This window comes from Duganella sp. Root336D2, from assembly GCF_001425005.1.
Classification (GTDB): Bacteria; Pseudomonadota; Gammaproteobacteria; order Burkholderiales; family Burkholderiaceae_D; genus Rugamonas.
This window is the reverse complement of sequence record NZ_LMDB01000039.1, coordinates 13,932-38,382: the sequence shown is the minus strand read 5'-3', so window position 1 is coordinate 38,382 and position 24,451 is coordinate 13,932. Positions and strand designations below refer to the sequence as shown.

The following is a 24,451-nucleotide window of genomic DNA, read 5'->3' as shown; positions in this document are numbered from 1 at the left end:
TTTTGCTTTTGGCAGCGAGTTGTGCCTAGAATGTCTCATGAACCGGGACTTGCTCAGCGAACGCAGGGAATGGCTTCTGCGGCGCAATTGCTCATTGTCGCCCCAGCAGATGGGGATGGCTTATGCCTTGATGTGCCTGTTCTCGTTTGCGGTCGCAACGGGCTTTGTGTTGATCGGCATGTGGCAGGTGCTTTTCTTCACCGTGCTGGAGATGACGGCCGTGGCGGCCGCTTTCCTTTACTTCGCTCGCCATGCCACGGACTATGAACACATCGTGCTCGCCAACGGCAAGCTGCTGGTGGAACAGGTCTCCGCCGGCAAGATGAGCGTGACGCAGCTCGAACTTTACTTCCTGCGGCTGCAAATGCCGGCCCGCTATGGCGACCTGATTCACCTTGAATCGAAAGGCGTGGCGGTCGATATCGGCTACTTCGCCACCGACCCGCGCCGCCGCGCGCTGGCCCAGGAGCTGCGCGCGGAAGTGCAGGGCGGACTGTTCAGCAATTAGAAGCGGTAGCCTACGCCCACGCCCAGCATTACAGGATCAACCTTTACCTTGCTGACCTTCACGCCCGCCAGCAGCACGTCGCTGCGGATCTGCACTTTCTTGATGTCCAGGTTGAGCGACCAGTTCTTGTCCAGCTTGTAATCCACGCCAGCCTGCAGGGCCAGGCCGAAGCTGTCATGCTCCAGGCTGCCCAGGCCGCCCAGCATCTTGTTCTTGGAGAAGGTGGTCCAGTTCACACCCACGCCAACGTACGGGCTGAACTGGGCGGACGGCATGAAGTGGTACTGCGCCAGCAGGGTCGGCGGCAGGTGCTTGAAGGTACCGATGGACTCGCCATCAATGTACACGTCATGCTTCTGCGGATAGGTCAGCACCAGCTCGGCGGAAATATTTGGGGTGAAGAAGTATGAAATATCCACTTCCGGAATGGTCTTGTTGCTGACGCTGATGAGGTCGGATGGTCCCACGCCGAGGATCGGATCGGACTTGTCCGCAGGGTTGATGTGCACGGCACGTGCGCGCACCTGCCAAGGGGTTTCCTGTGCCATTGCACCAAGCGCCACGCTACCCAGGACAACTGCCAAAATCGCTTTCTTCATTTCACTGCCTCTTTCGTTTGGTCATTGAGATTTGCTGACTGAAAGTGTATTGATGCGACGCAGCAAAATCTTTGACCTAAGTCAAAATTGCCCGAACGAACACAAGTTAGCTAAAACGGGAGTAATATTTCGCGGATTCACATCCCACCTATTCCCCCGGAGGCAGGACATGAAATTGCACGTCAATGGCCAGGTACGCGAGTTCGAGGCCGAAGAAGATACCCCGCTGTTGTGGGTGATCCGCGAACAGCTGGGACTCACCGGCACCAAATACGGCTGCGGCGTAGCGCAGTGCGGCGCCTGCACCGTGCACATTGACGGCGAACCGACGCGCAGCTGCGTGCGCCCTGTCTCCACCGTGACGGCCGGGCAGAAGATCGTCACCATCGAAGGCCTGGGCCTGGACGGCAGCCACCCGGTGCAAAAAGCCTGGGCCGCGCTGGATGTGCCGCAATGCGGCTTCTGCCAGTCCGGCATGATCATGGCCGCCGCCGCGCTGCTGAAACAGAAGAAGAACCCGACCGACGCCGATATCGACGCCGCCATGACCAACATCTGCCGCTGCGGCACCTATAACCGCGTGCGCAAGGCGATCCACGTGATTGCCAAAGGCGGCGACGTGAAGACCGCAGGCCTGGACATCGTGGAAGGGAGCAAAGCATGAGCGGCATGACCCGTCGTGGTTTCATCGGCCGCTCGCTGGGCGCCACCGCAGGCCTGATGTTCGGCTTCCACATCCCGTTCGCAGAAGCGCAGCAGGCGCCAACCGCTGCCGCTCCCGACGCGCCTGAAATCAACGCCTGGGTCGTCGTCAAACCGGACGACACCATCGTGGTCCGCATCGCCCGCTCCGAAATGGGCCAGGGCACGCTGACCGGCCTGGCGCAGCTGGTGGTGGAAGAACTGGACGGCGACTGGAGCAAGGTCACCACCGAATACCCCTCGCCCGGCCGCCAGCTGGCGCGCAACCGGGTGTGGGGCAGCTTCTCCACCGGCGGCAGCCGCGGCGTGCGCGAATCGCACGAATACGTGCGCAAGGGCGGCGCCGCAGCCCGCACGATGCTGGTGCAGGCCGCAGCTACCCAATGGGGCGTGCCCGCGAATGAATGCGTGGCCGCGAAAAGCGTGATCACCCACACGCCAACCGGCCGCGCGCTCACCTACGGAAAAGTCGCCGACGCCGCCGGCAAGCTGCAGGCACCCGCCGCCGCCGACATCAAGCTGAAAGACCCGAAAGACTGGAAGCTGGCCGGCAAGCGCCTGGCGCGCCTGGACACGGTCGACAAGACCACCGGCAAGCAGATCTACGGCATGGACTTCAAGCTGCCGGGCATGCTGAACGCCGCTATCAAGGACTGCCCGGTCTTCGGCGGCAAGGTGAAGAGCTTTGACGCTGCAGCTATCGCCAGCAAGCCCGGCGTGAAAAAAGTACTGCAGGTAGGCGACAGCGCAGTGGCTGTGGTGGCCGACACCTGGTGGCGCGCCCGCAGCGCCCTCGATGCCTTGCCGATCGAATGGGACAAAGGCCCCAACGCCGGCATGAACAGCAAGGACACCGCCGCCTGGATCAAGGCAGGCCTGGACGCACCCGAAGCCGCAGTCGGCAACAGCAACGGCGACGCCAAAGCCGCCCTGGCCAGCGCCCACCGCAAAATCGAAGCCGTCTACAGCTACCCGCACCAGAACCACGCCACGATGGAGGTGATGAACGCCACCGCCGTGTGGACGCCCGAGCGCTGCGACGTCTGGACACCAACGCAGAACGGCGAAGCCGCCTTGGCCGCCACCAGCGAGGCCGCCGGCCTGCCGCTGGCCAAATGCGACGTGACGAAATTGCACCTCGGCGGCGGCTTTGGCCGCCGCGGCGCCACGCACGACTGGGTGACGCAGGTCGTGAAGATCGCCAAGGAAATGCCCGGCACACCGATCAAGTTGATCTGGACCCGCGAAGAAGACATGCAGCACGGCCGCTACCACCCGGTCAGCCAATGCAAACTGACCGCAGGCCTGGACGCAAAAGGCGAGGTGACCGCACTGCACATGCGCATTGCCGGCCAGTCGATCCTGGCCGCGCTGTTCCCGCAGAACGTCAAGGACGGCAAGGATCCCGCAGTCTTCCAGGGCCTTAACCCGCCCGGCCCGGAAGCTTCGTTCGGCTACACCATCCCGAACCTGCTGATCGACCACGCCATGCGCAACCCCGCCGTGCCGCCAGGCTTCTGGCGCGGCGTGAACCTGAACCAGAACGCGATCTACGTCGAATGCTTCATCGACGAAATCGCCCACGCCACGAAGCAGGACCCGCTTGCCCTGCGCCGCAAGCTGATGAAAGACAGCCCGAAACACCTGGCGGTCCTCAACGCAGCGGCCGAGAAAGCCGGCTGGAGCAAGCCACCGAAGAAAGGCATCTACCGCGGCATCGCCCAGACCATGGGCTTCGGCAGCTACGTCGCCGCCGTGGCCGAAGTCTCGGTCAGCAAAGACGGCAAGCTGAAGATCCACCGCATCGTCGCCGCCACCGATCCCGGCCACGCAGTGAACCCGCAACAGATCGAAGCGCAAGTGGAAGGCAGCTTCGTCTACGGCCTGAGCGCCGCCTTGTACGGCGAGATCACCATCAAGGACGGCCAGGCCGAGCAAACCAACTTCGACACCTACAACGTGCTGAAGATGGACGAAATGCCGAAAGTCGAAACGGTCGTCATGCCAAGCGGCGGCTTCTGGGGCGGAGTAGGCGAGCCAACAATCGCCGTAGCCGCCCCCGCAGTGCTGAACGCCATCTTCGCCGCCACCGGAAAACGCATCCGCGACCTCCCGCTAAAAAACCACAGCCTGAAAAAGGCATAGAAAGAGGCGAGGCGCCCCAAATGCCGCCAGTCCGCGCCCTTCGCTCAGACGGTGTCAGACCCTTGGGTCTGACACCGGTTTACCGGTTTCTGCTAGCGTCAGCCATAACAATAGCCCCCGCCCACGCCCAACCAGGCAACCCCGACACCGGCCGCGCCATAGTCGCCAACCGCCAGCTAGGCCTCTGCCTCCTCTGCCACCCCGCCCCCATCCCCGAGGAGCGCTTCCAAGGCAACCTGGCCCCCGACCTGGCAGGCGTAGGCGACCGCTACACCCCCGCCCAGCTCCGCCAGCGGATAGCCGACAGCAGCGCAATCAACCCCGGCACCATCATGCCCGCGTACCGCAAAACCACCGGCCTGACACGCGTAGCGCCATCGCACCGCGACAAACCCATCCTCACCGAGCAGCAAGTGGAAGACGTAGTCGCCTACCTCGCCACCCTGCGCGAAGAAAACAAATGACCACCCGCCGCCAACTCCTAGCCGCGCTCCCCCTGCTGGCCCTGGTTCGCCCAGCCCAGGCCACGCCCGCCGAGATGACAGCCGCCATCGGCGCCTACACCAACAACGCCAGGATCCAGCGCGCCCGCGTACAGATCGACATCGCAACCTTGATCGACAACGGCAACGCAGTCCCCGTCACCGTGCGCGTCGACAGCCCCATGACCGAGCAATCCCACGTCACCGACATCGCCATCTTCAACGAAAAGAACCCTTTGCCCGACGTGGTCCGCTTCAAGCTGACACCCTTGGCCGGCAAGCCAGAAATCAGCACCCGCATCCGCCTCGCCACCAGCCAGACGCTCACCGCAATCGCCCGCACCAGCGACGGCCAATGGTGGCAGCAGACAGTCGACGTGATCGTGGCGTTGGCCGCCTGCGTCGAAGGCGAGGCAATCTGACATGGCCAGCGCCCTGATCCACATGCCCGCCACCGCCAAGCCCGGCGAAGTGATCGAAGTGCGTGCCCTGATCGCCCACACAATGGAAACAGGCTTCCGCCCCGGCCCCGACGGCAAGCTCCTCCCGCGCGACATCATCCGCAAATTCGAATGTCGCTACAACGGCAAAACGGTCATCAGCACCGAGCTGCACCCCGCGATGAGCGCCAACCCCTACATCGCCTTCTTCATCAAGGCCACGGCCAGCGGCCCCCTGGAATTCACCTGGACCGGCGACAACGCCTTCACCCAGACCGAAAAAAAGCAGCTGACAGTGCAACAATGAGAACCGCCGTCCTCCTGCTAGCGCTAATAAGCACCACCACCCTCGCCGCAGACAGGGTCAGACCCTATGGGTCTGACCCAGGTTTACCGGTTTTAAACGAGCGCAAATCCGGCGCCGAATACATGTCCCCCGCCACGCAAGTAATGCAACGCGACGACACCCAAAACCCCGCCATGCTCTGGGTCGCCAACGGAGAGGTACTCTGGCGCACCGCGCCAACCGATGGCAACGGCAAATCCTGCGCCACCTGCCACACCAACGCCCAAACCACCATGCGCGGCAAAGCCACAGGTTTCCCCCGCTTCAGCAAGTCGGCCGGCAAAGTCATCACCCTCTCCGGCCAGATCAACCAATGCCGCACCGGCGCCCAGCAAGCAAGCCCACTGAAGCCCGAATCCCAAGACCTGCTAGCCCTCGAAACCTACATCGCCCTGCAAAGCCGCGGCATGCCCCTAAGCCCCGCAACCGACAAGGAAACAAAACAGTCCGCAGCAAGAGGCCAGCAACTCTTCACCACCCGCATCGGCCAGCTGAACCTCAGCTGCGCCCAATGCCACGACAACAACGCAGGCAAGCGCCTGGCCGGCGCCCTGATCCCCCAAGGCCACGCCAACGCCTACCCCATCTACCGCCTTGAATGGCAAGGCGTAGGAAGCCTGCAACGCCGCCTGCGCAACTGCATGAGCGGCGTACGAGCCGAAGTCCCACCCTACGGTGCCCCCGACCTGGTAGACCTGGAAGCCTACCTCGCCCACCGCGCCCAAGGCATGCCCCTAGAAACCCCAGGAGTACGACCATGAAGACAATCGCCGCCCTGGCGCTCGCGCTGTCCACCACGCTCCCCGCCGCATCCGCAGACGCCATCCAGCCCGGCGCACGCCTTGCCGCAAGCTGCACCGGCTGCCACGGTACCAACGGCGCCACCCAAGGCAAAGCGCTACCTCCCTTGGCCGGACAGCCCAAAGACCAACTCCTGGCCGCGCTAAAAGACTTCAAGACCGGCAAACGCCCCGCCACCATCATGACCCAGCTAACCAAAGGTTACACTGACGACCAATTGGAAATAGTGGCAGCGTACTTCGCCGCCCAGAAAAAATAGAAATGCGATTGAAACTGCTCCAAAGCTTGCTTGCGGCCGTATTGGGTATGGCGACGCTTGACGCCAGCCCCCAGCACATCCCTTTACAACACTTTGGACAGAGCGAAGGCCTCGGCAACCTCTCCGTCACGGCACTGAGCCAGGACGCCAGCGGCTACCTCTGGGCAGGCAGCGAAAATGGCCTGTTCCGCTACAACGGCGCCCACTTCCGCCGCTACGGCATCACGCAAGGAATGACGGACCCCTTCGTCACCGCCCTGCACAGCAGCAGTACCGGCGCGCTATGGATCGGCAACCACGAAAACCTGTACCGCCTGAACCAGGGCCGCCTGACGCCCGTGTTGTGGAACGGCGAGAAGATCCCCGTCTGGCCCTACCAGCCCATGGCTGAAGGCACCGGCGGCGACCTGCTGCTGGCAAGCGAAGGCCGCCTGCTCGTCATCACCGCAAAAGGCGACAGCACCAGCGTCCGCCATTACTTCGACCAGGCCACGCTCAGGGCCCACCCGGAACTGCAAGCCGTGCGCAGTGTTTACGCCGACAGCAAAGGCACCCTGTGGCTGGCCTGCGAAGCATCCCTGTGCCAGGCCAGCGAAGGCCGCATCCGCGTGCTGGGCGAAGCAGAAGGGCTGCCGCACGACGAATGGAGCAGTATCGCCATCGACAAGGACGGTAACCTGTGGACCCGCAGCGCCCAGCGCATCTTCACGCTGCCCAAAGGCGCCAACCGCTTCGAAGACCGCACACCCCCGCAAGACATGATGCGCAAGCACATGCTGCGCAGCGAGCTGCATATCGACGACAACGGCAACGTGCTCACCAACGCCGACCCCGGCCTGCTGCGCTGGCGCCAGGGCCGCTGGGAAGCTTACGGCAAAGAGAACGGCCTGGCCGCCGGCGGCGGCATCACCGCCGTCCTGCACGACCAGGGCCACGGCACCTGGCTGGCAACGCGCGGCCGCGGCCTGCAGCACTGGCTAGGCTACGGCAACTGGGAAAACTGGACCGCCCAGCACGGCCTGCCCGACGACGTGATCATCTCGGCCCTGCGCGACCGCCGGGGCGCCATGCACATCGGCACCCGCAACGGCCACGCCATGATGGCGCCCGGCGCCAACAAGTTCACCACCCCAAGCACGCCGCCGGCATTGGCCAGCCAGCAATGGGCCAGCATGGACATGGACCGCAGCGGCAGGCTATGGGCCGGCAGCTACTCCGGCATGCTGATGCGTTACCTGCCGGACAGCGGCAAGACGGAACTGGTCGCCAAGCTGCCCTTCATCACGCAAGTACTGGCCGACCGCAACGACCAGATGTGGCTGACAACCTGGAAAGGCGTCTACGTCCTCCCCGCCAGCGCGCCCACCGGCACGCAGCCGCAACTGGTGAAGATGCCCGAAACAGCAGGCCGCCACCCAGAAAACCCGGTCGGCGCAGGCTGCATGGACCAGCAAGGCCACCTGTGGCTGCCCAGCGTAACCGACGTGCTGCACTACGACGGCAAGGCATGGCAAGTACTGCCCCTGGGGGACACGGTAGGCAAAGCCACCTTCGACGGCATCGCCTGTTCGCGCGACGGCAAGCTATGGGCCGCCGCCGGTGGAGCCCTGTGGCAGATGACTACGCAAGGCAAGCCACGCGCCACCCGCATCGAAGCGCCAGTACTGCGCGAGCGCAGCGTCTACGCCATGGTTGAAGACAGCCGCGGCTGGCTCTGGGTCGCCACCGGCGCCGGCATGGCGGTCTGGAACCGCGAGCGCTGGCGCATGCTGAACCAGACCCACGGCCTGGCATGGAACGACTTGAACGGCATTGGCTTCTACGAAGACCAGGACGGCTCGATGTGGGTCACCACCAGCAACGGCCTATCGCACCTGCTGCACCCCGAAACCCTGTTCGACACCGGCGCGCCGCCCGTCGTGATTGAAGAAGCCAGGCGTGGCAGCACCGAGCTCGCGCCAGGCGCAGCGCGCCTGCCATGGTCACGCGAACCGCTGGTCTTCCGCCTGGCCAGCCTGCAATTCGAAGGCCGCCAGGGCCTGCACTACCGCTACCGCCTGGCCGGCCTGGAAGACCAATGGAACGACTCCGCCCAGCCGGAAATGCGCTACGCAGCCCTGCCGGGCGGCGATTACCGCTTCCAGGCCGTGGCAGTGGATGCCGACAGCGGCATCCAGTCCAAGCCCGCCGAACTCGCATTCTCCATCGCACCGCCATGGTGGCGCAGCTATCCCTTCTACGTGCTGTGCGCCGCCGGTATTACGCTTGGCTTCCTGCTATTCCACCGCATGCGCCTGCTGGTCCACAAACGCCGCGAAGCGGAACTGGAAGTGATGGTGCAGGAACGCACCCGCGCCCTTGAAGAAGCGCAGGAAGCCCTGAAAGTACGCGCCTTGAAGGACGCCCTCACACGCACCTGGAACCGCGGCGCAATGATGGAAATCCTCGAGCGCGAAATCGGCAAGAGCCAGCGCACCGGCGAAAGCTTCGTGCTGGTCCTGCTCGACCTGGACAAATTCAAGAACATCAACGACACGCACGGCCACCTGGCCGGCGACGCCGTGCTGGTGGAAACCTCCCGCCGCCTGATCGCCACCGTGCGCACCTACGACTCCGTTGGCCGCTACGGCGGCGAAGAATTCCTCGTACTGCTGCCAGGCCTGTCGCTGCCGGCCGGCGCCAACCGCATCGAAGCCCTGCGCCATGCCATCCGCAGCGAGCCGGTAGACATTGGCGCCGACGCCGGCCTGCCGGTCACCGCCAGTTTCGGCGCAGTCGTCTTCAAGCCGCATAGCCAAGCCACCGCCACCGACCTGCTGCACCAGGCAGACCTGGCCCTGTATCGATCGAAGAACGAAGGCCGCGATCGCATCAGCTACGCGGACGAGACAATGCAAACCTGACCAAGGAGGCACCATGGAGCGTCGAACATTCGTGCAAGCAGCCGCAATCCTCGCAGCTACCACCGGCTGCGCCAGCATCGGCGGCCGCGCCCAGGCCCATGTGGTCGTGGTCGGCGGCGGCTACGGCGGCGCCACCGCCGCCAAGTACGTACGCCTGTGGAGCCAGGGCAGCATCGACGTCACCCTGATCGAACCGAGTGCCAACTTCGTCAGCTGCCCGCTCTCCAACCTCGTGCTGGGCGGCTCACGCCAGCTGCAAGACCTGACCCGCAGCTATGACGACCTGCAACGCAAGCACGGCGTAAAGATCCTGCACGACAGCGCCTCCAGCATCGACCCCGAAAAGCGCACGATCAAGCTGTTAAGCGGCGAAGTACTCAGCTACGACCGCCTGATCCTCAGTCCCGGCATTGAATTCCTGTGGAGCGAACTGCCCGGCATGAGCGTAGAAGGTGCACAAGACAAGATCCTGCACGCCTGGAAAGCCGGCCCGCAGACCACAGCCCTGCGCGCCCAGCTCGAAGCCATGCACGACGGCGGCGTATTCGCCATGACTGTACCGCCCGCGCCATACCGCTGCCCACCGGGCCCGTACGAACGCGTATGCCAGGTAGCCCACTACTTCAGCCAGCACAAGCCGAAATCCAAAGTCCTCCTGCTCGACGCCAACGAAGACGTGGTCAGCAAAGGCCCGCTGTTCAAGAAAGTCTGGAAAGAGCGCTACGCCAGCATCATCGAATACCGTCCCAGCTTCAAGACTGTCGACGTAGACGTAGCCGCCCGCACCGCCGTCTCCGAACTGGGCGACAAAGTAAAAGCCGACGTGCTGAACGTAGTACCACCCCAGCGCGCCGGCGCCATCGCCGCACAGACCGGCCTGGCCAACATGAACAAACGCTGGTGCGAAGTCGACTTCATCACCTTCGAATCCACGCAAGCGAAAAACATCCACGTGATCGGCGACGCCATCCAGGGCTCCCCCCTGATGCCCAAGTCCGGCCACATGGCCAACCAACACGCCAAGGTCTGCGCCGCCGCCGTAGTCGACCTGCTAAGCGGCCGCGCGCCCGAACAATCACCGCTGCTCACCAACACCTGCTACAGCTACGTAAGCGACAAAGACGTCATCCACGTCGCCAGCGTGCACGCCTACAACGCCGAAAAGAAAACGCTGCTCGTCGTCCCGGGCAGCGGCGGCGTCAGTCCCGGCCCCACCGAGCTCGAAGGCCACTACGCCAACAGCTGGGCCCAAAACATCTGGAACGACATCCTTTCCTGAAAAAATGTCCACCTCGGGGTCAAGAACCGAAGTGGACATTTTCCGCAACGCAGCTCGCTGGACCTTTGTCTCATCTCAAAGAGTGCCGAACTCTTGAGTGCCACCATGAGCAGGCTTATCCCTGCCTAATGGTGACCCCATGCCACAATCCGCTGCGTCGCAAAGCCCGAACCTCTGGCACATGTCAGCCCTGGTCTGGGGCACCTCCCTCTTGCTTATATCGCTGTTCGCGATGCCGATCAGCCTTAACCCGCTGGGCATACGCCTGCAACTCTGCCTGACAGCTGCCCATATCGGCGGCGTGTTCTACCTGTGGCGGCTTGCCGCAAAGCGTGGCAACCCCGAACGCCTGATCGACATCGCCATCATCACGCTGGTGTTTATCTACTTCGTACCATTGTGCATGTTCATCGCGCCCGTGATCGTGTTAGCGGCATACGCCATGCCGGAGAATAACTGGGTACCCGTCGTCGCCATGATGATGCTTTGTTCAGCCATCCTCACCATCGTGCGTCTCTGGACCACTGCAACCGACAAGCACACCGGCCACCGCTTCGAAATATGGCTGGCAGAGGAACTGAAGGGCGACACGATCAGGACCAATTCAATCAGTGTGTTGTTAAGCCATGTGGGGCGCCACACCACGGAGCCAAGCCGCATCGATGGATGGTCAATGGTCGCCGCCATAGCGACCGGCCTGCCGATCCTCACCGCCGATATCGCCTACGATAGCTGCAGCGGCAGCCTTGCCATTTGTGCGTTGGCCGCCACACCATTGGCCATGCATGCTTTCTCCCGACTGGTGGTGCGCGCCTATTTGTGGATATTCCGCCTGCACCGGTTCGAGCGTGAAACAGGCCTCAAGATTGTCGTCAACCTGCGCAATGAAAAATAGCCATGGACAAGCTCCTGCATTTCTACGAACAAGAGCTGGGCCGCCTGCGCCAGGCAACGCGAAAGTACGCTGAAGCCCACGCCAGCACCGCCGCTGCGCTGGAGCTTGGGCCGGACGCCAGCACTGATCCGGAAGTCGAGCGCCTGCTGCAATCAGTAGCGCTGCTCAACGCAGCCACCCAGCAACTGATCGAAGACGGACGCAGCGACTTCCACAAAGCGCTGCTGCAAACTCTCCAGCCGCACTGCCTGCGCAAGATGCCCGCATGCGGCATCGTCCAGGTCGACACATCGGCCGCGCGTCCCAATGAAATCAGCGCGGTAAGCAGCCTGCCGCGCGGCACGATCCTGCGCTCGGGCTCAAGCAGGTTCGTCACCACCGGAGATATCTGCATCGCTCCACTCGTCATTTCCGAAGCTAAATTCCAGCCAACACTCGACGTGCCAGCGACATTGCGCCTTCCACGCGAATCCACTTCGTCGCTTTGCATCAGCCTTGAGTCGACCGCCAGCAACACCTCGTTCGACAAGCCCCCCACATCAAGGTTCAGAATATGGGTGGATGGCGAATCTGGGCTGCGCGCAGCACTGCTCGACGCCATCCTGCTGCAAAGCCAATGCGTTTGCATCGAAGCGGGTGCCAGCTGGAACGTATTGGAGAATTCGCCCTTCACCCCAGCGGGGGCCAGCATCGAAGATTGGCTTCTGCCGTACCACGCCGGCCAGCAAAGCCCGCGGCTGCTGACGGAATTTTTCCACATGCCGCAAAAATTCGACTTCCTCCACCTCGACCTGCAAGCGCTATCCGCACACTGCCCGCCCGGGTGCAAACGCATCACGCTGCACATCATCCTGCCGGCCTTCGATCAGCGGCTTCGCCACGCCGACGCGACAAACTTCCGGCTGTCCTGCGCACCGGTCATCAACCTTTTCCCGCAAGCCGCCGCACCAATCCGTATGGATGGCCGAAGCGAAGCCTACCCGGTCACGCCAAGCCAGCCCGGCCTGGTCATCCACCGCATAGACAAGGTCTCGCTCATGAACCGCAGTGGTGACCGCCTTCTGCCCCCGTTTCACGGCACAGAACACACGGGCTTCGGCCCCTACTGGCAACTGGACGAAAGCGAGGGATTCGCCCTGAACTTCGTAGACCGTGAGCAGCGACCCGCCAGGCTCGAAACAGGAACGATCTCCGTGCAGCTCACTTGTACAAATGCGGAACCGCCGCAAGCCGGCTCCAGGCTGACGACAGAAGCAATTACCGGCGGCTTCCCCATCCGCTTCATGCACGGCCCAGCCGCTGGACGCAGTCTCTCCAACCCGCGCGCCCAATGCGAAAGTCTCTACGCGGACGGTACTACACTGCCAGCTTTGCGCGAGCTTTTGCAGCTCCACGGTTGCCCATATGCCGAAAGCATGAAAGCCCTGGCCACCAAACCCACCACCGCCTGGCTGAATCACCCCATGGGACGGATCCATATGCACGGCACAGAATTCACTTTGCTGGTCGACCAAGGCGCCTTGAGCGGGCATAGCATCCGCATGTTCGCCGAAATACTGCTTGCCACACTGGCGGACAAGCTGCGCGAAAACCGCTTCGCCAAGCTCCGTATCGCCACCGAGACTGGCCACGTGCTTTGCCAGGCAGGCCCGCAAGCGGGAACGCGCCCGCTCGCATGAATCAGCTATAGACCTGCCACGGCCACTCCATGCCGCCGTCTCCATTGGCCCTGCGCCGCATAATCTCGCTCGATAGCTTGTCATCAATGGCTGTAAGCAGTTCCCGATACTGCGCAACCTGCCAATCCGGCTGCGGCACGCGGAGATCAATGGAGCGCTGCTCCCTGCACGCCATCATCTTTGCCCGCTCCGCCAGGACAGCTGACTGGTTAAAGAGCCAGTAAAGGAAGCGCTGCGCCTCCACACCGTCCTCCCAGATCGCGCCATAAGAACCGAGGTACAGCTTGGCCAGCGGAGGCTTTTCATTTGGCCAGAAATGTGTGACCGGATAAGGATTCGGCTGATACCCGTAGAAGATCATCTCTGCGATATACGGATTGATCGCAATGCCGCGCCGGAAAGCAGTCGCCGCCTCAACCAGCCTTTCCTGCTGAAACAGGCTTATCCCAAGCTCGTAGAAGTAGGGCGCGTATTCTTCTCCATGCTCGTTAAAGCAGGCATGCGCCTTATCATGCTCGCCGGCCCGCAGCAAAGCATGCCCGATCACGAAACGCACGCCGCAACTATCGTCGGGATCCGCGCGCTGAACCAACTTGCACCAGTCCGTAGCCTTGTCATACTTTTTGTCGGCAACGTAGCAAAGCAGGACAGTCTTCAACAATGCCAGGTAAGGCCGGTTCCCATCGTGATGCCACGGGAACGGCCCCGCGAAGTCGTCCGGAATCATGCCGTGCACGGCCGCCATCCCTCGCACCGCAGTATCAAGAGCCTTTGCGTGCTTGCCTTTTGAAAAATGGATCGTGGCGAGGATATGGTAGGGCCGCAGCAGCGGACGAAAGTCGCGGATCATGGATTCGCAGAGGGCGGCCATGCGTTTCTGCTGGATCCGCCCATCTTCGAAGGCCTCTACCAGCCGGTCGAATTCATCGGATGTTTCTTGCGAGCCTGGCGCGGTAAAGACAAACGCCCCGGACTTGTCTGCAAATACCTTGAATTCCATGGCTGGCTCCCCTGATCGGATGTGAACCCGATTGTAGGCAGCGGCCGCAGTCGCAGGCTTTGAGAACGATCAACGGTGTGGCAGGAAAGCACAAGCCCTGCTACCGTTTGCGGTTTTGACAACTTTACTTTCAGTGACCGAATTCACCTGGGCATACCTCCAGATCCTGGAGATCGTAAGAGCACCGCTAACCGTGATGGCAGCGGGCATCTTCGCTGTGATGCTGCAGAAGCAGCTGGTTCAGCGTCAGCCACCCAAGCGGTGGCTGGTGATGCTGAACCACGCAATACTCCTGCAGTTTGCAGCCGTGCTGCTGGCATGGCTCCTGATAGCTTCGCAATCCGACCGGGCTTACTACTACTTGGTCCTCAACTTCTTCCTCATCACCTGGACGTCGCTGCCATTCTTCGTGCTGGCAGCCCTGCTGCCACCGGCCATGCGGCTACGCCAACGCAAACTCAGTTTACAGTGAAAGTCCTGCTGGTCCCCGACAAACCATAGATGGCGCCATTCCAGCCGTTCTTGTAATCGCCGTAATGCCGAATGCGATACTGTCCGGTCGCCGCATCGGCAGGAATGCTCCATCCAATAACCGCCTGCGAAGTACCCCACACCGGATCGATCCGCACCCAGCGATAAGTCGTATTCCAGTCCCCATCCACGGCCACTGCGCGCCATGCCGCACCATCCCAGCGCTGCACTTCCAGGAAGGTGCCGTTAAGCCGCAGGTTATTCTTGGGATGCCCGGTCCAGAACGAAACCTCAACACGCTGGCCCCGTGAATAGCTTGCATTCGCCTGCTGCACCACATCGCCGAAGCTCTTGAAGATCGGCGTGTTATCCAGCACCACACCGGTCTGGAACGACATCTGGTTGCCGCTCAAATCCCGCACCGGCGCGCTGCCGCCAACCGCCGTTCCCTGCCTGAGCGCAGTCGCCAGCTCATGGAAGCTTTGCTGGTACGCCCCCAGCGTCCACTTGCCGAAGTGTGTGGAAGCGCCTTCGTAATGCTGCGCATCGTATTCCTCCGGCGTGGTGACATAGCCCGAGTAGGCATTCGAATATCCGGCAAACACCAGGTGCCGCACATCGCTCCCCAACGCCGCCCGGACGGTGTCCCGCACGCGGCGCCCCGACATGATGGTGAATTCCGCCGGCGCCGCAATGATCGCCAGCTGCCCGATGCGCACGATGGAAACCGGCAGCACCTCCGGCGACCAGGGGAAGGGCGTCTGCGTACCCGTCGACAGCAACACCGGCTTGACGCCCTGGCAGTCGCGCACCCACTGCGGCGCCGGCGCGATAATGCCGCCCAGCGCCTGGAAGAATGGATTGCCAGTCAGGTCGCCCTCATTGAAGCCATCGAGCCCGCGCCCATCTTCCGTTCCCGCCGCGAACGCACTGCCGATGGCGGCCGGGCAAGTGCTGCGCGCCACACCGTCCGCAAAAGGCGCCGCCACCGTCACGCGCGAAAAATCGACGTAGCGCTGCCGGTAATCCACCGGCCCTGCCAGCGGCTCCAGCGCGCCGTTGTAGATGGAAAGCGCCTTCTGCAACTGCCGCTCGCCGATGATGCGCGTGTTATCCAGTTCATTGGCGGTGGGCCCGGTGCCATCCAGGTTCAGGTTCGGCGTCATGTCGCCCGCGTTCGACTGAGCAAAGGCCGCCACGAAATCGCCATCCGAGTTGTAGCGCACGCCCTTCAAGTCGTGCTCCCAGCGCCACTCCGCATAGCCCTTGTTATCCGGTGTGATCAGCCGGTTCAGCGGCGTCATCGACACGCCATGCGTTGAGAACCAGCTGATCACGCCCACATCATTGCTGCCTTGGCGGAAGCGCAGCACCGTCATCTCCGGATCGATATTGCGCCCCCAGCGATCGCGTTCCGCCTGCGGATTACGCAGGTAGGCAGGATTCGAACGGTTATTGCTGGCATCCGTCAGCTCGCCCTTGCCGATAGCGATGCTGCCCGGCTTCAGGTCGCGATGCGCCTTGTCTATCGCCGCTACAATGCCGCTGACAATCGCATCGAAGGTGCGCGAGTTGAAGCCGTAGGTAGTGAAGTTGTACAGCGCGTAGTGGGAAAAGCCACCCGGCCCGCCATGCGTATGGGTCGCAGAGAGGATCACATTCTCCGCCGAGTACAGGTTGCCGTAGCGCGCCTGCAACTGCCGCAGCACCGCTTGCTGCACACCCTGGAACACCATGCCCAAGTCATTGTTGACGAAGACCACGCGCTTGCCGCTGGCCTGGTCCACCACAATGAAAGCCCGCGCCCGCTGCCGCATGTGGATGCCCGCCGACACCTGCGAGGTCGAGCAGTATCCCATCATGCCTACTTCCGCCGCCTCGCCTGTGATGTCGGACATGCCGCGCCCGACGAGGAAAGGATCTGCATATGCCGCACTACAAACCACGCTTGCGCCCAACAGAGAAACCAGGCGCGCGAACCGAATGAGCTTCGTCATGACCGTCTCCTATGCCGCTGCTGTTTGAAAAACGACGAACTGGGAGAATAACAGTGTTTTTATTTTGGCCGATGATTTTGATCAAAACGCTACAGTAGCAAGCGAGAAGCCGCTAGTTTCGGAATATCAGAAATTTGTGGAATATACTGAGCGCTCACATTGGATTTTCTGAAATTCCGAAATATGAGCCGAAAATACCCCACAGCGTTACCAACAGTGCAGGTCGTAAGCGAGATGGCCGACATTGGCGGACAAGTGCGAGCGCACCGCAAGCTACAAGGATTACGCATTGATGATGCTGCGGCGCTGATCGGTGTCTCGGTGGACCTGCTATCACGGCTCGAAAACGGTGCAGGCGGCATTCGCACCGACAAGCTCCTGGCAGTTCTGGACGGTCTTGGCCTGGCCCTTGTCATCACACCAAAAGACCACGAGCTTCTTCAACACCTACCTCAAGGCCGGCTTGGCGGCGAAGAGGCTACAGGAACCAGCCCAATCACCAGCTAAGCTTATGGCTGCATAAGCGCCATGTTGCCGATATTGGCTACCAGCCGCTCAACGAATCATGGTCCTTGCGTTATGCGGATGAATGGTCGGCGGACCGGCAGGCGTTTGCACTTTCGCCGGCACTGCCGCTGGATGCGGAATGCGGTTCGGCTTCGATCCGCCGGTTCATCGAAAACCTCCTGCCGGAGGGGCGGGCGCTGGACATCGTGGCATCAGCCCAAGGGGTCGCTAAGAGCCAGCGACCTGCCAGCCGCGTACAAATACAAACGCAATATCGGCAACGTTGGCGAGGCCGCGCTGTATCGTGATGGCGTCAGCCTGCCCAAGCTCTTCGGCTTGCTTGAACATGCCACCCCGCAAAGCGGTTGACAGGCTTGCCATGCTGCGCTGGACGCTCTTCCAGCTTGTGATTGGGAATAGCGACGCCCATGGGAAGAATTTTTCCTTCCTCGTGCACCGGTCAGGCCTGCAAGCAGCGCCTTGGTATGACCTGGTGGGCGTCGTGCAATACCCGCAGTTCTCGCACGACCTGGCCATGGCGTTCGGCGACGAGTTCAACCTCGATCAGATCAAAGCGTTCTCATTGGCCGACTTTGCCCAGCGCTGCGCAATTGACCGGCAACTGCTGGTGCGTGAGTGCCGCCGTATGCGGGAAGGCGTGCGGAAGCATGCTATGGCCGCGACGAGCAGCCAGTCTTATCTGCCGGGGGAGCAGGTGCTGGTGGATAAGATTGCGGAGTTTGCCCTGTCCCAGTCAGATCGGTTAGCAACATTGGCTGAGGAGGCAAGCCGTATTTCGCCGGACATGCTGTGATCAGCGCGGAATACCCAGTGCCAGAAGGACCAGCTGCCACGAGATGCGTTCCTGCTCCAGCCTTAGGCAGTGCCCCCAGCGATGATCCCGCAATCCCTGGTAGACAATGCGTTCCGCAGGCTGCAAGAGCGGCAAGTCTTCCGCGGCGCATTGATCTGCCTCCTTGGTCCACAGCGAAGAAAACTGCAGCAAGGTCGCTTCGTCCATCAACAGCGATTGCAGTTGCGGCAGGTGACAGCGTGCGCGATGAAGGATCGCGTAGCCGTGCGTGTCGATGTCGCCCCAGTAGATGCCCCTGCAGCCGCTGATCCATGGAATGCGCGATAGTACGTCAACGTTATATCCCAGCGCGATCAAGGCGATGGTGCCTGGCATGTCGGGCAAAGCCAATCCCGACTGCAGGTTTTCCACAACCAGCACGGTTGTTGGTTCCAGTGACATGCCGGCCAACTGTTCAACGGGCGCGCTGAAATCACGCAAGCCGCCGCACCTGGCACGCAAAACAGGGTCGAGAAGCCGCACCTGCACGACGGCAGGCAGAGACTCCAATCCGCTCAGGCTATGGAAATCCTCCCCGTTGCCGTCCAGCTTACGTATGCCAGCCAATAACTTTGCAAGCAGGCCTTTGCGCGGCTCGATCCATTTGGTATCCAGGCCCGCTATCGGCAGCTGCCGAGGATAGAGGCCGGAGCGAGGATTCGCCTCCAGCCAATCCAGCGCAAGCAGCAGGCGCTGAAAGTCGGCATCTTCAAAATCGGCCAGCACATTGAACAGGCGGGAGGCAGTCAGCGCCAGTTGCGGCCAGCGCTGGCACAAGTCCTGGAAACGGCGTTCGGCAATGCGCCAGCGATCAAGCTCGCCAATCCACGCGCAAACCGCACGTGGGCCGTCCAGATGCAAGGCCTCTGGCAGGCGTTGAGTGCCGAGCAGGCGCCAGCGGCGCTCCACCCACTTAACATCGCCTTCGCCGCTCCAATTGCGCCAGACGGAGGCCCAGTCGCGCACAGCGTCGACCTGCTTCAAAGCCTCAGCCTCGCTTGGAGGCCCAAGTGGAATCACCAGCGGCCACTGCTGCGAAGGATCACCGGCAACCAGCCATTCGCGGTGTTTGCCTGCGAAGCGTTTTTTCAGCAGCGTGCGAACATCATCCGGCTGCTTCAAGGGAGGCCTCTGCGCGTACGTCGGAGGCCAGTTTCAGCCTCCGTTGTTCTTCATCGTATTCAATCAGCAGTATTCCGGACTCACGCCGGTCGCGAATCGCGACAAAACAGGCGCCGCCAATGAAGGGTTCCAGGGTCATTACAGACTTTAACGGCGTGGCAACGATCATCTGGAATCCAAAATTGGCAAAGATATTCATGGCCAGCGCGGTGAACTCGTTGTCTGCCTTGTCAAAGGCTTCATCCAGCACCACCGGCGCGTAGACTGGCACGCCGCTTTCACTGCCGCCAAGCTGGTAGCGCAGCGCAGCTGCGAGAACAGTAGTCGCCAGCTTCTGGCGCTGGCCGCCGGATTTGCCAGCGCCGCTCTCGAGCACATCCTGTTCGACGCCATGTTCGTCGTACTCCCTGCCGATGAATTCGACGTGCAGGCGAACATCCAGGACGGATTCGCGCCAGCGCCGCTGTTCGGCATCCTGGCTGGAGAGGCGGTCCACCAGGCGGCGCAGTTCGATGAACCTTGCTTCCGCCGCTTCCGGATCGTCATGCCACGCGTGGCTGAGCGCATCGAGAATGTCCTGCTTGAACTGGCGCACGTCCGGCAGTTGCCGGTCTTTCGGCTGTATCTGCAGGTAGGTTGTACGTTCCTCGTTGCGGTTGAACGGCACCTGCCGCAAGCTCTCGTTCACCACCTCCATGCGTGCCAGAATCGCCTTGCGCGCATCACTCAGGTAGGTGTTCAAGGCTGCCAGGTTCTGGTGACTCTGGTTGCGCAACAAGTCGAAGAAGCGCTGTTCGTGGGCCGGCAAGCCATCGGTCTCAAGCCGCGTCAGTTTGGTGAAGAAGTCCGGTGCAGCTGCCAGCGCGGCATCCAGGCCATCGGAATCGGCACGCCAGTTGCTGATGAACGCTGAGAACTGGGCTTCGATAAACTTGCCGCAATCGCCGATATGCTCGCTAAGCTTCAGGATGTCGTCTGAAATGCCCTTGCGAACTACCCGGTCCGCATGGTCGACGTCCTTCAATACCAGCGGTTGCGGCAGGCGAAGATAGCGCTCGTCCAGGCCCTGTTGCTGGTAGGGCGTCGGGCGGACGATGGAAGGATCCTGCTGTGCCGCGGCAAGCTGCTTTTCATGCAGATCGATCTCGCGCTGCCGCGCCAGCAGCGACACCTTCTCTTCCTCCAGTGCCGCCGCCGCCTGCTTCACCAGCTCGCGCTGCTGGCGCAGGCGATCGTCGATCGCCTGCAGGTTGGCGTTGCCGTCGCGGATGGCCGCAAGCTGGCGTTCGATTGCGCCGATGCGCAGGACTAGGGGCTCGACTTCGATCTCATGCCATTGGAGGTTGGCGAGGGTATGGCATTGCAGCACGCGTGCGCCGGCCTCGCGCCGCTGCTTGCCAAGGGCTGACAGCTGGATTTCCAGCGACTCATGTTGCTGGCGGAGTTCCTGGTCCTGCTGTTCGTACAGGCTTAGCTTCTCGCGGTTATCGAAACCAAGGACCCAATACCGCCTGTCGTTGACGCTATTCCTGTCGTCCTTCTCATGGCGTGCACGATTGTGCTTGACCTGTCCTTCGCGCGTCAGCGCCCGTTCCGGCGCGGCGCGGAAAGCGCGCATCGACTCCACGCACTCGTAGTCAAATCGTTGCCGCAAATCGGCCTGCAGCCAGTCTGCAAAGCGGCCGCTTTTTACATTCAGTTTGGTGACCAGCGAACTTGCCCGCAGCGCCCGCGCCTGTGACTGTTCGGCGCGGCCGGTACGGAAATACACCAGCTTCTGGCCCAGGCTGGCCTCGTTGACGTGGTTGGCCAAGGCTGCGTAATGTTCCTCGTCGACGAGGATGGACAGCGCGAAGCCGTGCAACACGCGTTCGATGGCGCCACGCCACTGTGCCTCCTCCGGCTTGACCTCCATCAGCTCACCGGCAAAGGGCAGGGCGTCGTGACCCAAGCCCAGCGCGGCTGCCAGCTGCCGGCGCATTTCAAGCATATGTGCCGGGATGCTGCTTGGCTGGCGCCGCAATGACTGGAGTTCCTGAAGTACTTCCTCACGCTTGCGCTTCACGTCATCGCGGGCGCGTCCCAGCTCCAGCAACTGGTCTTCACCGGTGGCGCTCTGCTGCCATTCCTCGAGTTCCCGCCGGGCCTGGCCGGCCAGCAGCGCGAAGCCATCCGGCGAGCCCGCAAAAGTCCATTCGAGTGCAGTGCAGGCATCGACGGCCTGCTTTCTCTTGGCCATCCGCCCGATGCGTTGCTCTTCCACCAGGCGGCGTTCGATTTCCAGCTGCTCGATGCGGTCGCCGCCGGCGGCACTGCGTTGCAGCTCCAGGTCGCGCAAGGCGAGTTCGCGGTTGTCCTGGGAATTGCGCAACTGCTGGACACGGCCGGACATGCCTTCAACGTCGATGCGCAATGCCTCGATATGCCCGGCCAGCAGCTTCATTCGCATCTGTTCGCGGTAGCCATTCAGTCCAGCTTCCAGCTCCTTCAGACCGTTGCGCTCCAGTTGCAGTGACTCCATCTCCTGGTGCCGCGCGCGGGCTGGCGCCAGGGTTTGTACCTGCCGGCGTGCCGTAACGACAGACTGGTGCGCGGCGTTCAGCTCGCCGAACTCGTTGACCAGGCGGTCCGCCACCTCGAAGGTTTCCGGCTTGTCCAGCATGAAATCGCGCAGGAAGGTATTCAAGTCACCCACGTTCTTGGCCGACTGCGTCTTGTGCAGCAGGCGCAGCGTCATTTCACTCTCGATGCCAAGCAAGCGGCAGAAGCGCTCGCAGTAGGGCCGGAATTCATCCTTGATGTGGGCGTCCGGGAGGGTTTGCTTCAGCTTGCGGATATCGAAATTGGTGCTGCCAAAGTCCTGCAGTTCCCGCAGGTCGAACGGGCGCTCCAGGACGAGGAAGATGCGCTTGACATCGGTGTTGGCATTGCTGTTCCCACGCAGCCAGAACAGCTGGAGCAACACTACATCCTGCCCGTTGCTGTTGTGGTAGTGCAGGGCAATCGCGGACCAGGTGGTGGTGCCGCCGCGCAGGTAGCGCGTGGACGTAACGCCGGAGGCGCTATCGCTCTGCGCAGACCAGGCGCCGCGGATGTAGCTGACCAGGTTGCGATCGCGCCCAGTGCGGTCGGCCTCGCGCGCCGCGGCGTTGAAATCGATCCAGCGCGGCGGCACCAGCAGTGCGGAAAACGCATCCAGCAAGGTCGATTTGCCTGCGCCGGACGGGCCGACGATCAGGAAACCGCGCTCGCTGATCGGAATATCGTGCAAACCACTGAAGGTGCCCCAGTTGAATACCTGCAGGCGCGCCATGCGGAACTGGTCGTTCATTCCTCGTCCTCGCCATCATCCAGCGGCTGGCGCTCCAGTTCAGGTGATTCGCCAGCGGCCATCGCATCATACAGGGCCGTCAGCGCTACAATCTCCTCAGCGGTGAACAGGAGCTTCAACGTAGGTGAGATCTCAAAGCGGTCCTCGCTGGCGCGGATCTTCTGCAGGATATTGTGCTTCTTCATCTTCTCGATGGAGGCGGAGATACGTTTGGTGAAGCCGGCACGGTCGGTGCTGGCTGCGCGTTCGTAAAGCACCAGGTTCTCCACCATCTCATCACGCGCTACTACGGCGCGGTCGCCGTGCGCTTCGGCCTGGGTCAGTCGCTGGCGCAGGAACAACACCAGCACGGAGTCGATGAACGTCAATTGGGCGCGGCGCAACAGGATTGGTATATCCAGGTCGCCGGCATCCACTTGGCGTGTAAAGGCCACCTGCAGGTCGCGGTCGATCACCAGGTCCAGGAACAGGTCGTGCAAGCGGCGTTGCACCACTGTCTCGTCGCGCAGCAGCACAGGCCACAGCTTGGGATGGCGGCGCCCTTCAAGCGAAGGTCCTGATAGCAGCTGCACCAGCACCCGGCGCGTATCCAGCGGCAGCTCACCGGTATCGTTCATGAAGAGAACGGTCGGCGCCGGCGCAACGTCAGCCTGCGCTGCCGCCTGTTCGGGCAAGTCCATCCTGTTGATCCTTGAAGAAGTAGATAGCCGGTATTGTAGCTTTGCGTTGCACGTTGTCGTTGCCAAGCCAGGTAACGGTCTCGCTGGACTGGGCCACCATGCCATAGCGGCTGCCCAGCGACATCAGGCCGATCACGCTGCCCAGCCCCTGGGCGGCGGGGAACGCGTACAGCACGTCGGCGACGGAACACTGGGAATGCGTTGCCAGCACCGCCTGGACATTGACTGCCAGCGAGCGGAAGTCGATTTCCGACTGGGCGACCAGTTCGCCGATAGCGGCAAGGTCGATCGGGACTGCGGCAGCCTCGCCCATCCGGTCCGGCAGTGCCTGCAGTGCGGGATCGTGCAGCAGCCACTGCGACAATGAGGACAGCTTGCTGCTGGTCAGCTCCAGCGTGTAGTTGAGGGTATCCGTCGCCTTGACCTCTTCCTTCAATGCCAGGGCCGAACGCTGGGCGGAGCGAAGTAACTGGGTCAGGCGGCGCTGCTCCATGAATTCCCGGCTTTGTACGAAGTGCTTCAGGCTGCGGGCGAAGGATTGCAGCACTTCGTGGACGATGCCGCCTTGCTCCAGTAGCGTACGCGTGAGGCGCAGCAAGAATTGACGCTCGGCTGGATTCAGCGCAGCGACAAATTCGCGCGACATTAACTGGTCCAATGCATCCTCCAGGGTGGAGGACTGCACGGGATCGGTCAACAGGCGCCAGAAGGCCGAGAAGGTGCGGCCCGCTTCGCTCTCGCTGATCAGGTCAATGCCGGCAAACAGCGAATCCAGTACTTCGCCCCGGCTGCCTTCATTGTCCATGATGCGTTCGCGCAGGTCGCGGTTCAATTGCTCGAACTGGTCTCGCACCCGGCGGAAGTCGCCCGCCAGGTTATCTGCCAGCGCAATGATCTCGCGCGTGCGTTCCAGCGCCGCCGCTTCCGGAAGGATGATTGCCTTGCCTTGTTCGATATCGGCAATTTCGCGCTCGATGCGTGCCTGCTCAGCGCGCAGGCGTGCAATTCGACGGCCCTTGTCGGTGTCGGTATCGTCGGACAGCTTGGAGAGCGCGTCTATCACCAGCCCTAGCCGGCTCTCCGTGGCGGCGCTATGTGGTTTTGCCAGGCTTGAAATGAAGCGGATTGCTTCGACGGTAGACGTCGCAAGCTCGTACTCTTCTTCTTTCGAGCCGGGCGGGAAACGACGTTCGAGGTAGCCATCCCCCAACCAGGAAGCGGCATATTGCTGCGCGGTTTGCGGCCACTCCTCACCAAGATTGCGCAGGCGTTCAAGTTCGCGCTCAATGCGCTCGTGGAAGATGGATGCAGGCAGGCTGCGTTCACTTTCGTATAAATGTGCTTGCAGCAGGGCGATGACAGTCGGCCCGTTGGCGGCCGCCAAAAGCCGCCATAAAGGCTGCTGGCGCATTTGCCGATAGGCGGCTAATGGTTTGTCCGGTTTCATTTTGT

At 62.1% G+C, this 24,451-nt stretch carries 23 protein-coding genes and 1 pseudogene; 16 read left to right on the top strand and 8 right to left on the bottom strand.

Translation table 11 applies throughout. From position 1 onward, the window contains the following. Positions 1 to 37 precede the first annotated feature (37 nt). Positions 38 to 508, top strand: a complete 471-nt coding sequence (locus ASD07_RS28275) for a DUF2244 domain-containing protein (protein ID WP_082507617.1) — start codon at positions 38 to 40, stop codon at positions 506 to 508. Here the strand turns inward: ASD07_RS28275 and ASD07_RS28270 are convergent. Then, on the bottom strand, positions 505 to 1,107 hold the full coding sequence (locus ASD07_RS28270; RefSeq protein ID WP_055938712.1) for an OmpW family protein: 603 nt from the start codon (positions 1,105 to 1,107) through the stop codon (positions 505 to 507). The two genes, ASD07_RS28275 and ASD07_RS28270, sit on opposite strands and share 4 nt — an antisense overlap. Positions 1,108 to 1,276: 169 nt before the next feature. Here ASD07_RS28270 and ASD07_RS28265 point away from each other — a divergent pair, with 169 nt between their 5' ends. From ASD07_RS28265 to tssF, 11 genes are all read left to right on the top strand, one after another. Continuing rightward, positions 1,277 to 1,771, top strand: coding sequence for a (2Fe-2S)-binding protein (locus tag ASD07_RS28265; protein WP_055938709.1), 495 nt, complete (start codon positions 1,277 to 1,279; stop codon positions 1,769 to 1,771). After that, positions 1,768 to 3,954 (top strand): xanthine dehydrogenase family protein molybdopterin-binding subunit, encoded by a 2,187-nt coding sequence (locus tag ASD07_RS28260; RefSeq protein ID WP_055938704.1) that lies wholly within the window; start codon positions 1,768 to 1,770, stop codon positions 3,952 to 3,954. Before ASD07_RS28265 ends, ASD07_RS28260 begins: the two co-directional genes overlap by 4 nt. A 20-nt stretch (positions 3,955 to 3,974) precedes the next feature. Beyond that, on the top strand, positions 3,975 to 4,418 hold the full coding sequence (soxX, locus tag ASD07_RS28255; protein WP_055938701.1) for a sulfur oxidation c-type cytochrome SoxX: 444 nt from the start codon (positions 3,975 to 3,977) through the stop codon (positions 4,416 to 4,418). Beyond that, on the top strand, positions 4,415 to 4,858 hold the full coding sequence (locus ASD07_RS28250; RefSeq protein ID WP_055938698.1) for a SoxY-related AACIE arm protein: 444 nt from the start codon (positions 4,415 to 4,417) through the stop codon (positions 4,856 to 4,858). The genes soxX and ASD07_RS28250 overlap by 4 nt, the downstream gene beginning before the upstream one ends. Position 4,859: 1 nt before the next feature. Continuing rightward, positions 4,860 to 5,183 (top strand): thiosulfate oxidation carrier complex protein SoxZ, encoded by a 324-nt coding sequence (gene soxZ / locus ASD07_RS28245; protein WP_055938695.1) that lies wholly within the window; start codon positions 4,860 to 4,862, stop codon positions 5,181 to 5,183. A gap of 143 nt (positions 5,184 to 5,326) precedes the next feature. Continuing rightward, positions 5,327 to 5,983 carry a sulfur oxidation c-type cytochrome SoxA gene (gene soxA, locus ASD07_RS28240; protein ID WP_200953872.1) on the top strand — a complete coding sequence of 219 codons (657 nt, stop codon included), beginning with the start codon at positions 5,327 to 5,329 and terminating at the stop codon, positions 5,981 to 5,983. Then, the gene (locus tag ASD07_RS28235) at positions 5,980 to 6,282 is read left to right on the top strand and encodes a c-type cytochrome (RefSeq protein WP_055938692.1); all 303 of its coding nucleotides are present in this window, start codon (positions 5,980 to 5,982) and stop codon (positions 6,280 to 6,282) included. Before soxA ends, ASD07_RS28235 begins: the two co-directional genes overlap by 4 nt. A 2-nt stretch (positions 6,283 to 6,284) precedes the next feature. After that, positions 6,285 to 9,185 (top strand): ligand-binding sensor domain-containing diguanylate cyclase, encoded by a 2,901-nt coding sequence (locus tag ASD07_RS28230; RefSeq protein WP_082507615.1) that lies wholly within the window; start codon positions 6,285 to 6,287, stop codon positions 9,183 to 9,185. A 13-nt stretch (positions 9,186 to 9,198) separates the two neighbouring features. Continuing rightward, complete coding sequence (locus ASD07_RS28225) at positions 9,199 to 10,464, top strand: NAD(P)/FAD-dependent oxidoreductase (RefSeq protein ID WP_055938686.1); 1,266 nt, start codon at positions 9,199 to 9,201, stop codon at positions 10,462 to 10,464. A 139-nt stretch (positions 10,465 to 10,603) separates the two neighbouring features. Further along, the gene (locus tag ASD07_RS28220; protein ID WP_057246355.1) at positions 10,604 to 11,359 is read left to right on the top strand and encodes a hypothetical protein; all 756 of its coding nucleotides are present in this window, start codon (positions 10,604 to 10,606) and stop codon (positions 11,357 to 11,359) included. Between the two features lie 2 nt (positions 11,360 to 11,361). After that, on the top strand, positions 11,362 to 13,038 hold the full coding sequence (gene tssF, locus ASD07_RS28215; RefSeq protein ID WP_055938681.1) for a type VI secretion system baseplate subunit TssF: 1,677 nt from the start codon (positions 11,362 to 11,364) through the stop codon (positions 13,036 to 13,038). A gap of 1 nt (position 13,039) precedes the next feature. Here tssF and ASD07_RS28210 read toward each other — a convergent pair whose 3' ends face one another. Continuing rightward, on the bottom strand, positions 13,040 to 14,038 hold the full coding sequence (locus tag ASD07_RS28210; RefSeq protein ID WP_055938678.1) for a tetratricopeptide repeat protein: 999 nt from the start codon (positions 14,036 to 14,038) through the stop codon (positions 13,040 to 13,042). Between the two features lie 133 nt (positions 14,039 to 14,171). Here ASD07_RS28210 and ASD07_RS28205 point away from each other — a divergent pair, with 133 nt between their 5' ends. Next, a complete protein-coding gene (locus ASD07_RS28205) occupies positions 14,172 to 14,510 on the top strand; it encodes a hypothetical protein (RefSeq protein ID WP_162246607.1) in 339 nt (112 codons plus the stop codon). On the opposite strand, the gene ASD07_RS28200 is transcribed toward ASD07_RS28205, so the two are convergent. After that, positions 14,497 to 16,506 carry a neutral/alkaline ceramidase gene (locus tag ASD07_RS28200; RefSeq protein ID WP_055938672.1) on the bottom strand — a complete coding sequence of 670 codons (2,010 nt, stop codon included), beginning with the start codon at positions 16,504 to 16,506 and terminating at the stop codon, positions 14,497 to 14,499. The two genes, ASD07_RS28205 and ASD07_RS28200, sit on opposite strands and share 14 nt — an antisense overlap. 234 nt (positions 16,507 to 16,740) lie before the next feature. On the opposite strand from ASD07_RS28200, the gene ASD07_RS28195 reads away from it, so the two are divergent. Together ASD07_RS28195 and ASD07_RS31945 are read left to right on the top strand one after the other, a co-directional pair. Further along, positions 16,741 to 17,013, top strand: a complete 273-nt coding sequence (locus ASD07_RS28195; protein WP_373922109.1) for a helix-turn-helix domain-containing protein — start codon at positions 16,741 to 16,743, stop codon at positions 17,011 to 17,013. Between the two features lie 8 nt (positions 17,014 to 17,021). Continuing rightward, a pseudogene (locus ASD07_RS31945) lies at positions 17,022 to 17,192 on the top strand (type II toxin-antitoxin system HipA family toxin); the annotation flags it as partial. A 49-nt stretch (positions 17,193 to 17,241) separates the two neighbouring features. Here ASD07_RS31945 and ASD07_RS31940 read toward each other — a convergent pair. Beyond that, positions 17,242 to 17,394, bottom strand: coding sequence for a hypothetical protein (locus ASD07_RS31940; RefSeq protein WP_229207321.1), 153 nt, complete (start codon positions 17,392 to 17,394; stop codon positions 17,242 to 17,244). On the opposite strand from ASD07_RS31940, the gene ASD07_RS31935 reads away from it, so the two are divergent. After that, positions 17,393 to 17,827 carry a HipA domain-containing protein gene (locus ASD07_RS31935; protein WP_057246353.1) on the top strand — a complete coding sequence of 145 codons (435 nt, stop codon included), beginning with the start codon at positions 17,393 to 17,395 and terminating at the stop codon, positions 17,825 to 17,827. The genes ASD07_RS31940 and ASD07_RS31935 overlap by 2 nt on opposite strands. Here ASD07_RS31935 and ASD07_RS28185 read toward each other — a convergent pair whose 3' ends face one another. Genes ASD07_RS28185 through ASD07_RS28170 form a run of 4 tightly spaced genes read right to left on the bottom strand, consistent with a single transcriptional unit; the run spans position 17,828 to position 24,446 of the window. Beyond that, entirely contained in the window at positions 17,828 to 18,988 is a 1,161-nt protein-coding gene (locus tag ASD07_RS28185; protein ID WP_055938662.1) for a DUF3322 domain-containing protein, read from the bottom strand. After that, complete coding sequence (locus tag ASD07_RS28180) at positions 18,972 to 22,319, bottom strand: ATP-binding protein (RefSeq protein ID WP_055938658.1); 3,348 nt, start codon at positions 22,317 to 22,319, stop codon at positions 18,972 to 18,974. The genes ASD07_RS28185 and ASD07_RS28180 overlap by 17 nt, the downstream gene beginning before the upstream one ends. Next, complete coding sequence (locus tag ASD07_RS28175; protein WP_055938656.1) at positions 22,316 to 22,999, bottom strand: DUF4194 domain-containing protein; 684 nt, start codon at positions 22,997 to 22,999, stop codon at positions 22,316 to 22,318. Before ASD07_RS28175 ends, ASD07_RS28180 begins: the two co-directional genes overlap by 4 nt. Further along, positions 22,965 to 24,446 carry a DUF3375 domain-containing protein gene (locus ASD07_RS28170; protein ID WP_055938653.1) on the bottom strand — a complete coding sequence of 494 codons (1,482 nt, stop codon included), beginning with the start codon at positions 24,444 to 24,446 and terminating at the stop codon, positions 22,965 to 22,967. Before ASD07_RS28170 ends, ASD07_RS28175 begins: the two co-directional genes overlap by 35 nt. Positions 24,447 to 24,451: the final 5 nt, after the last annotated feature.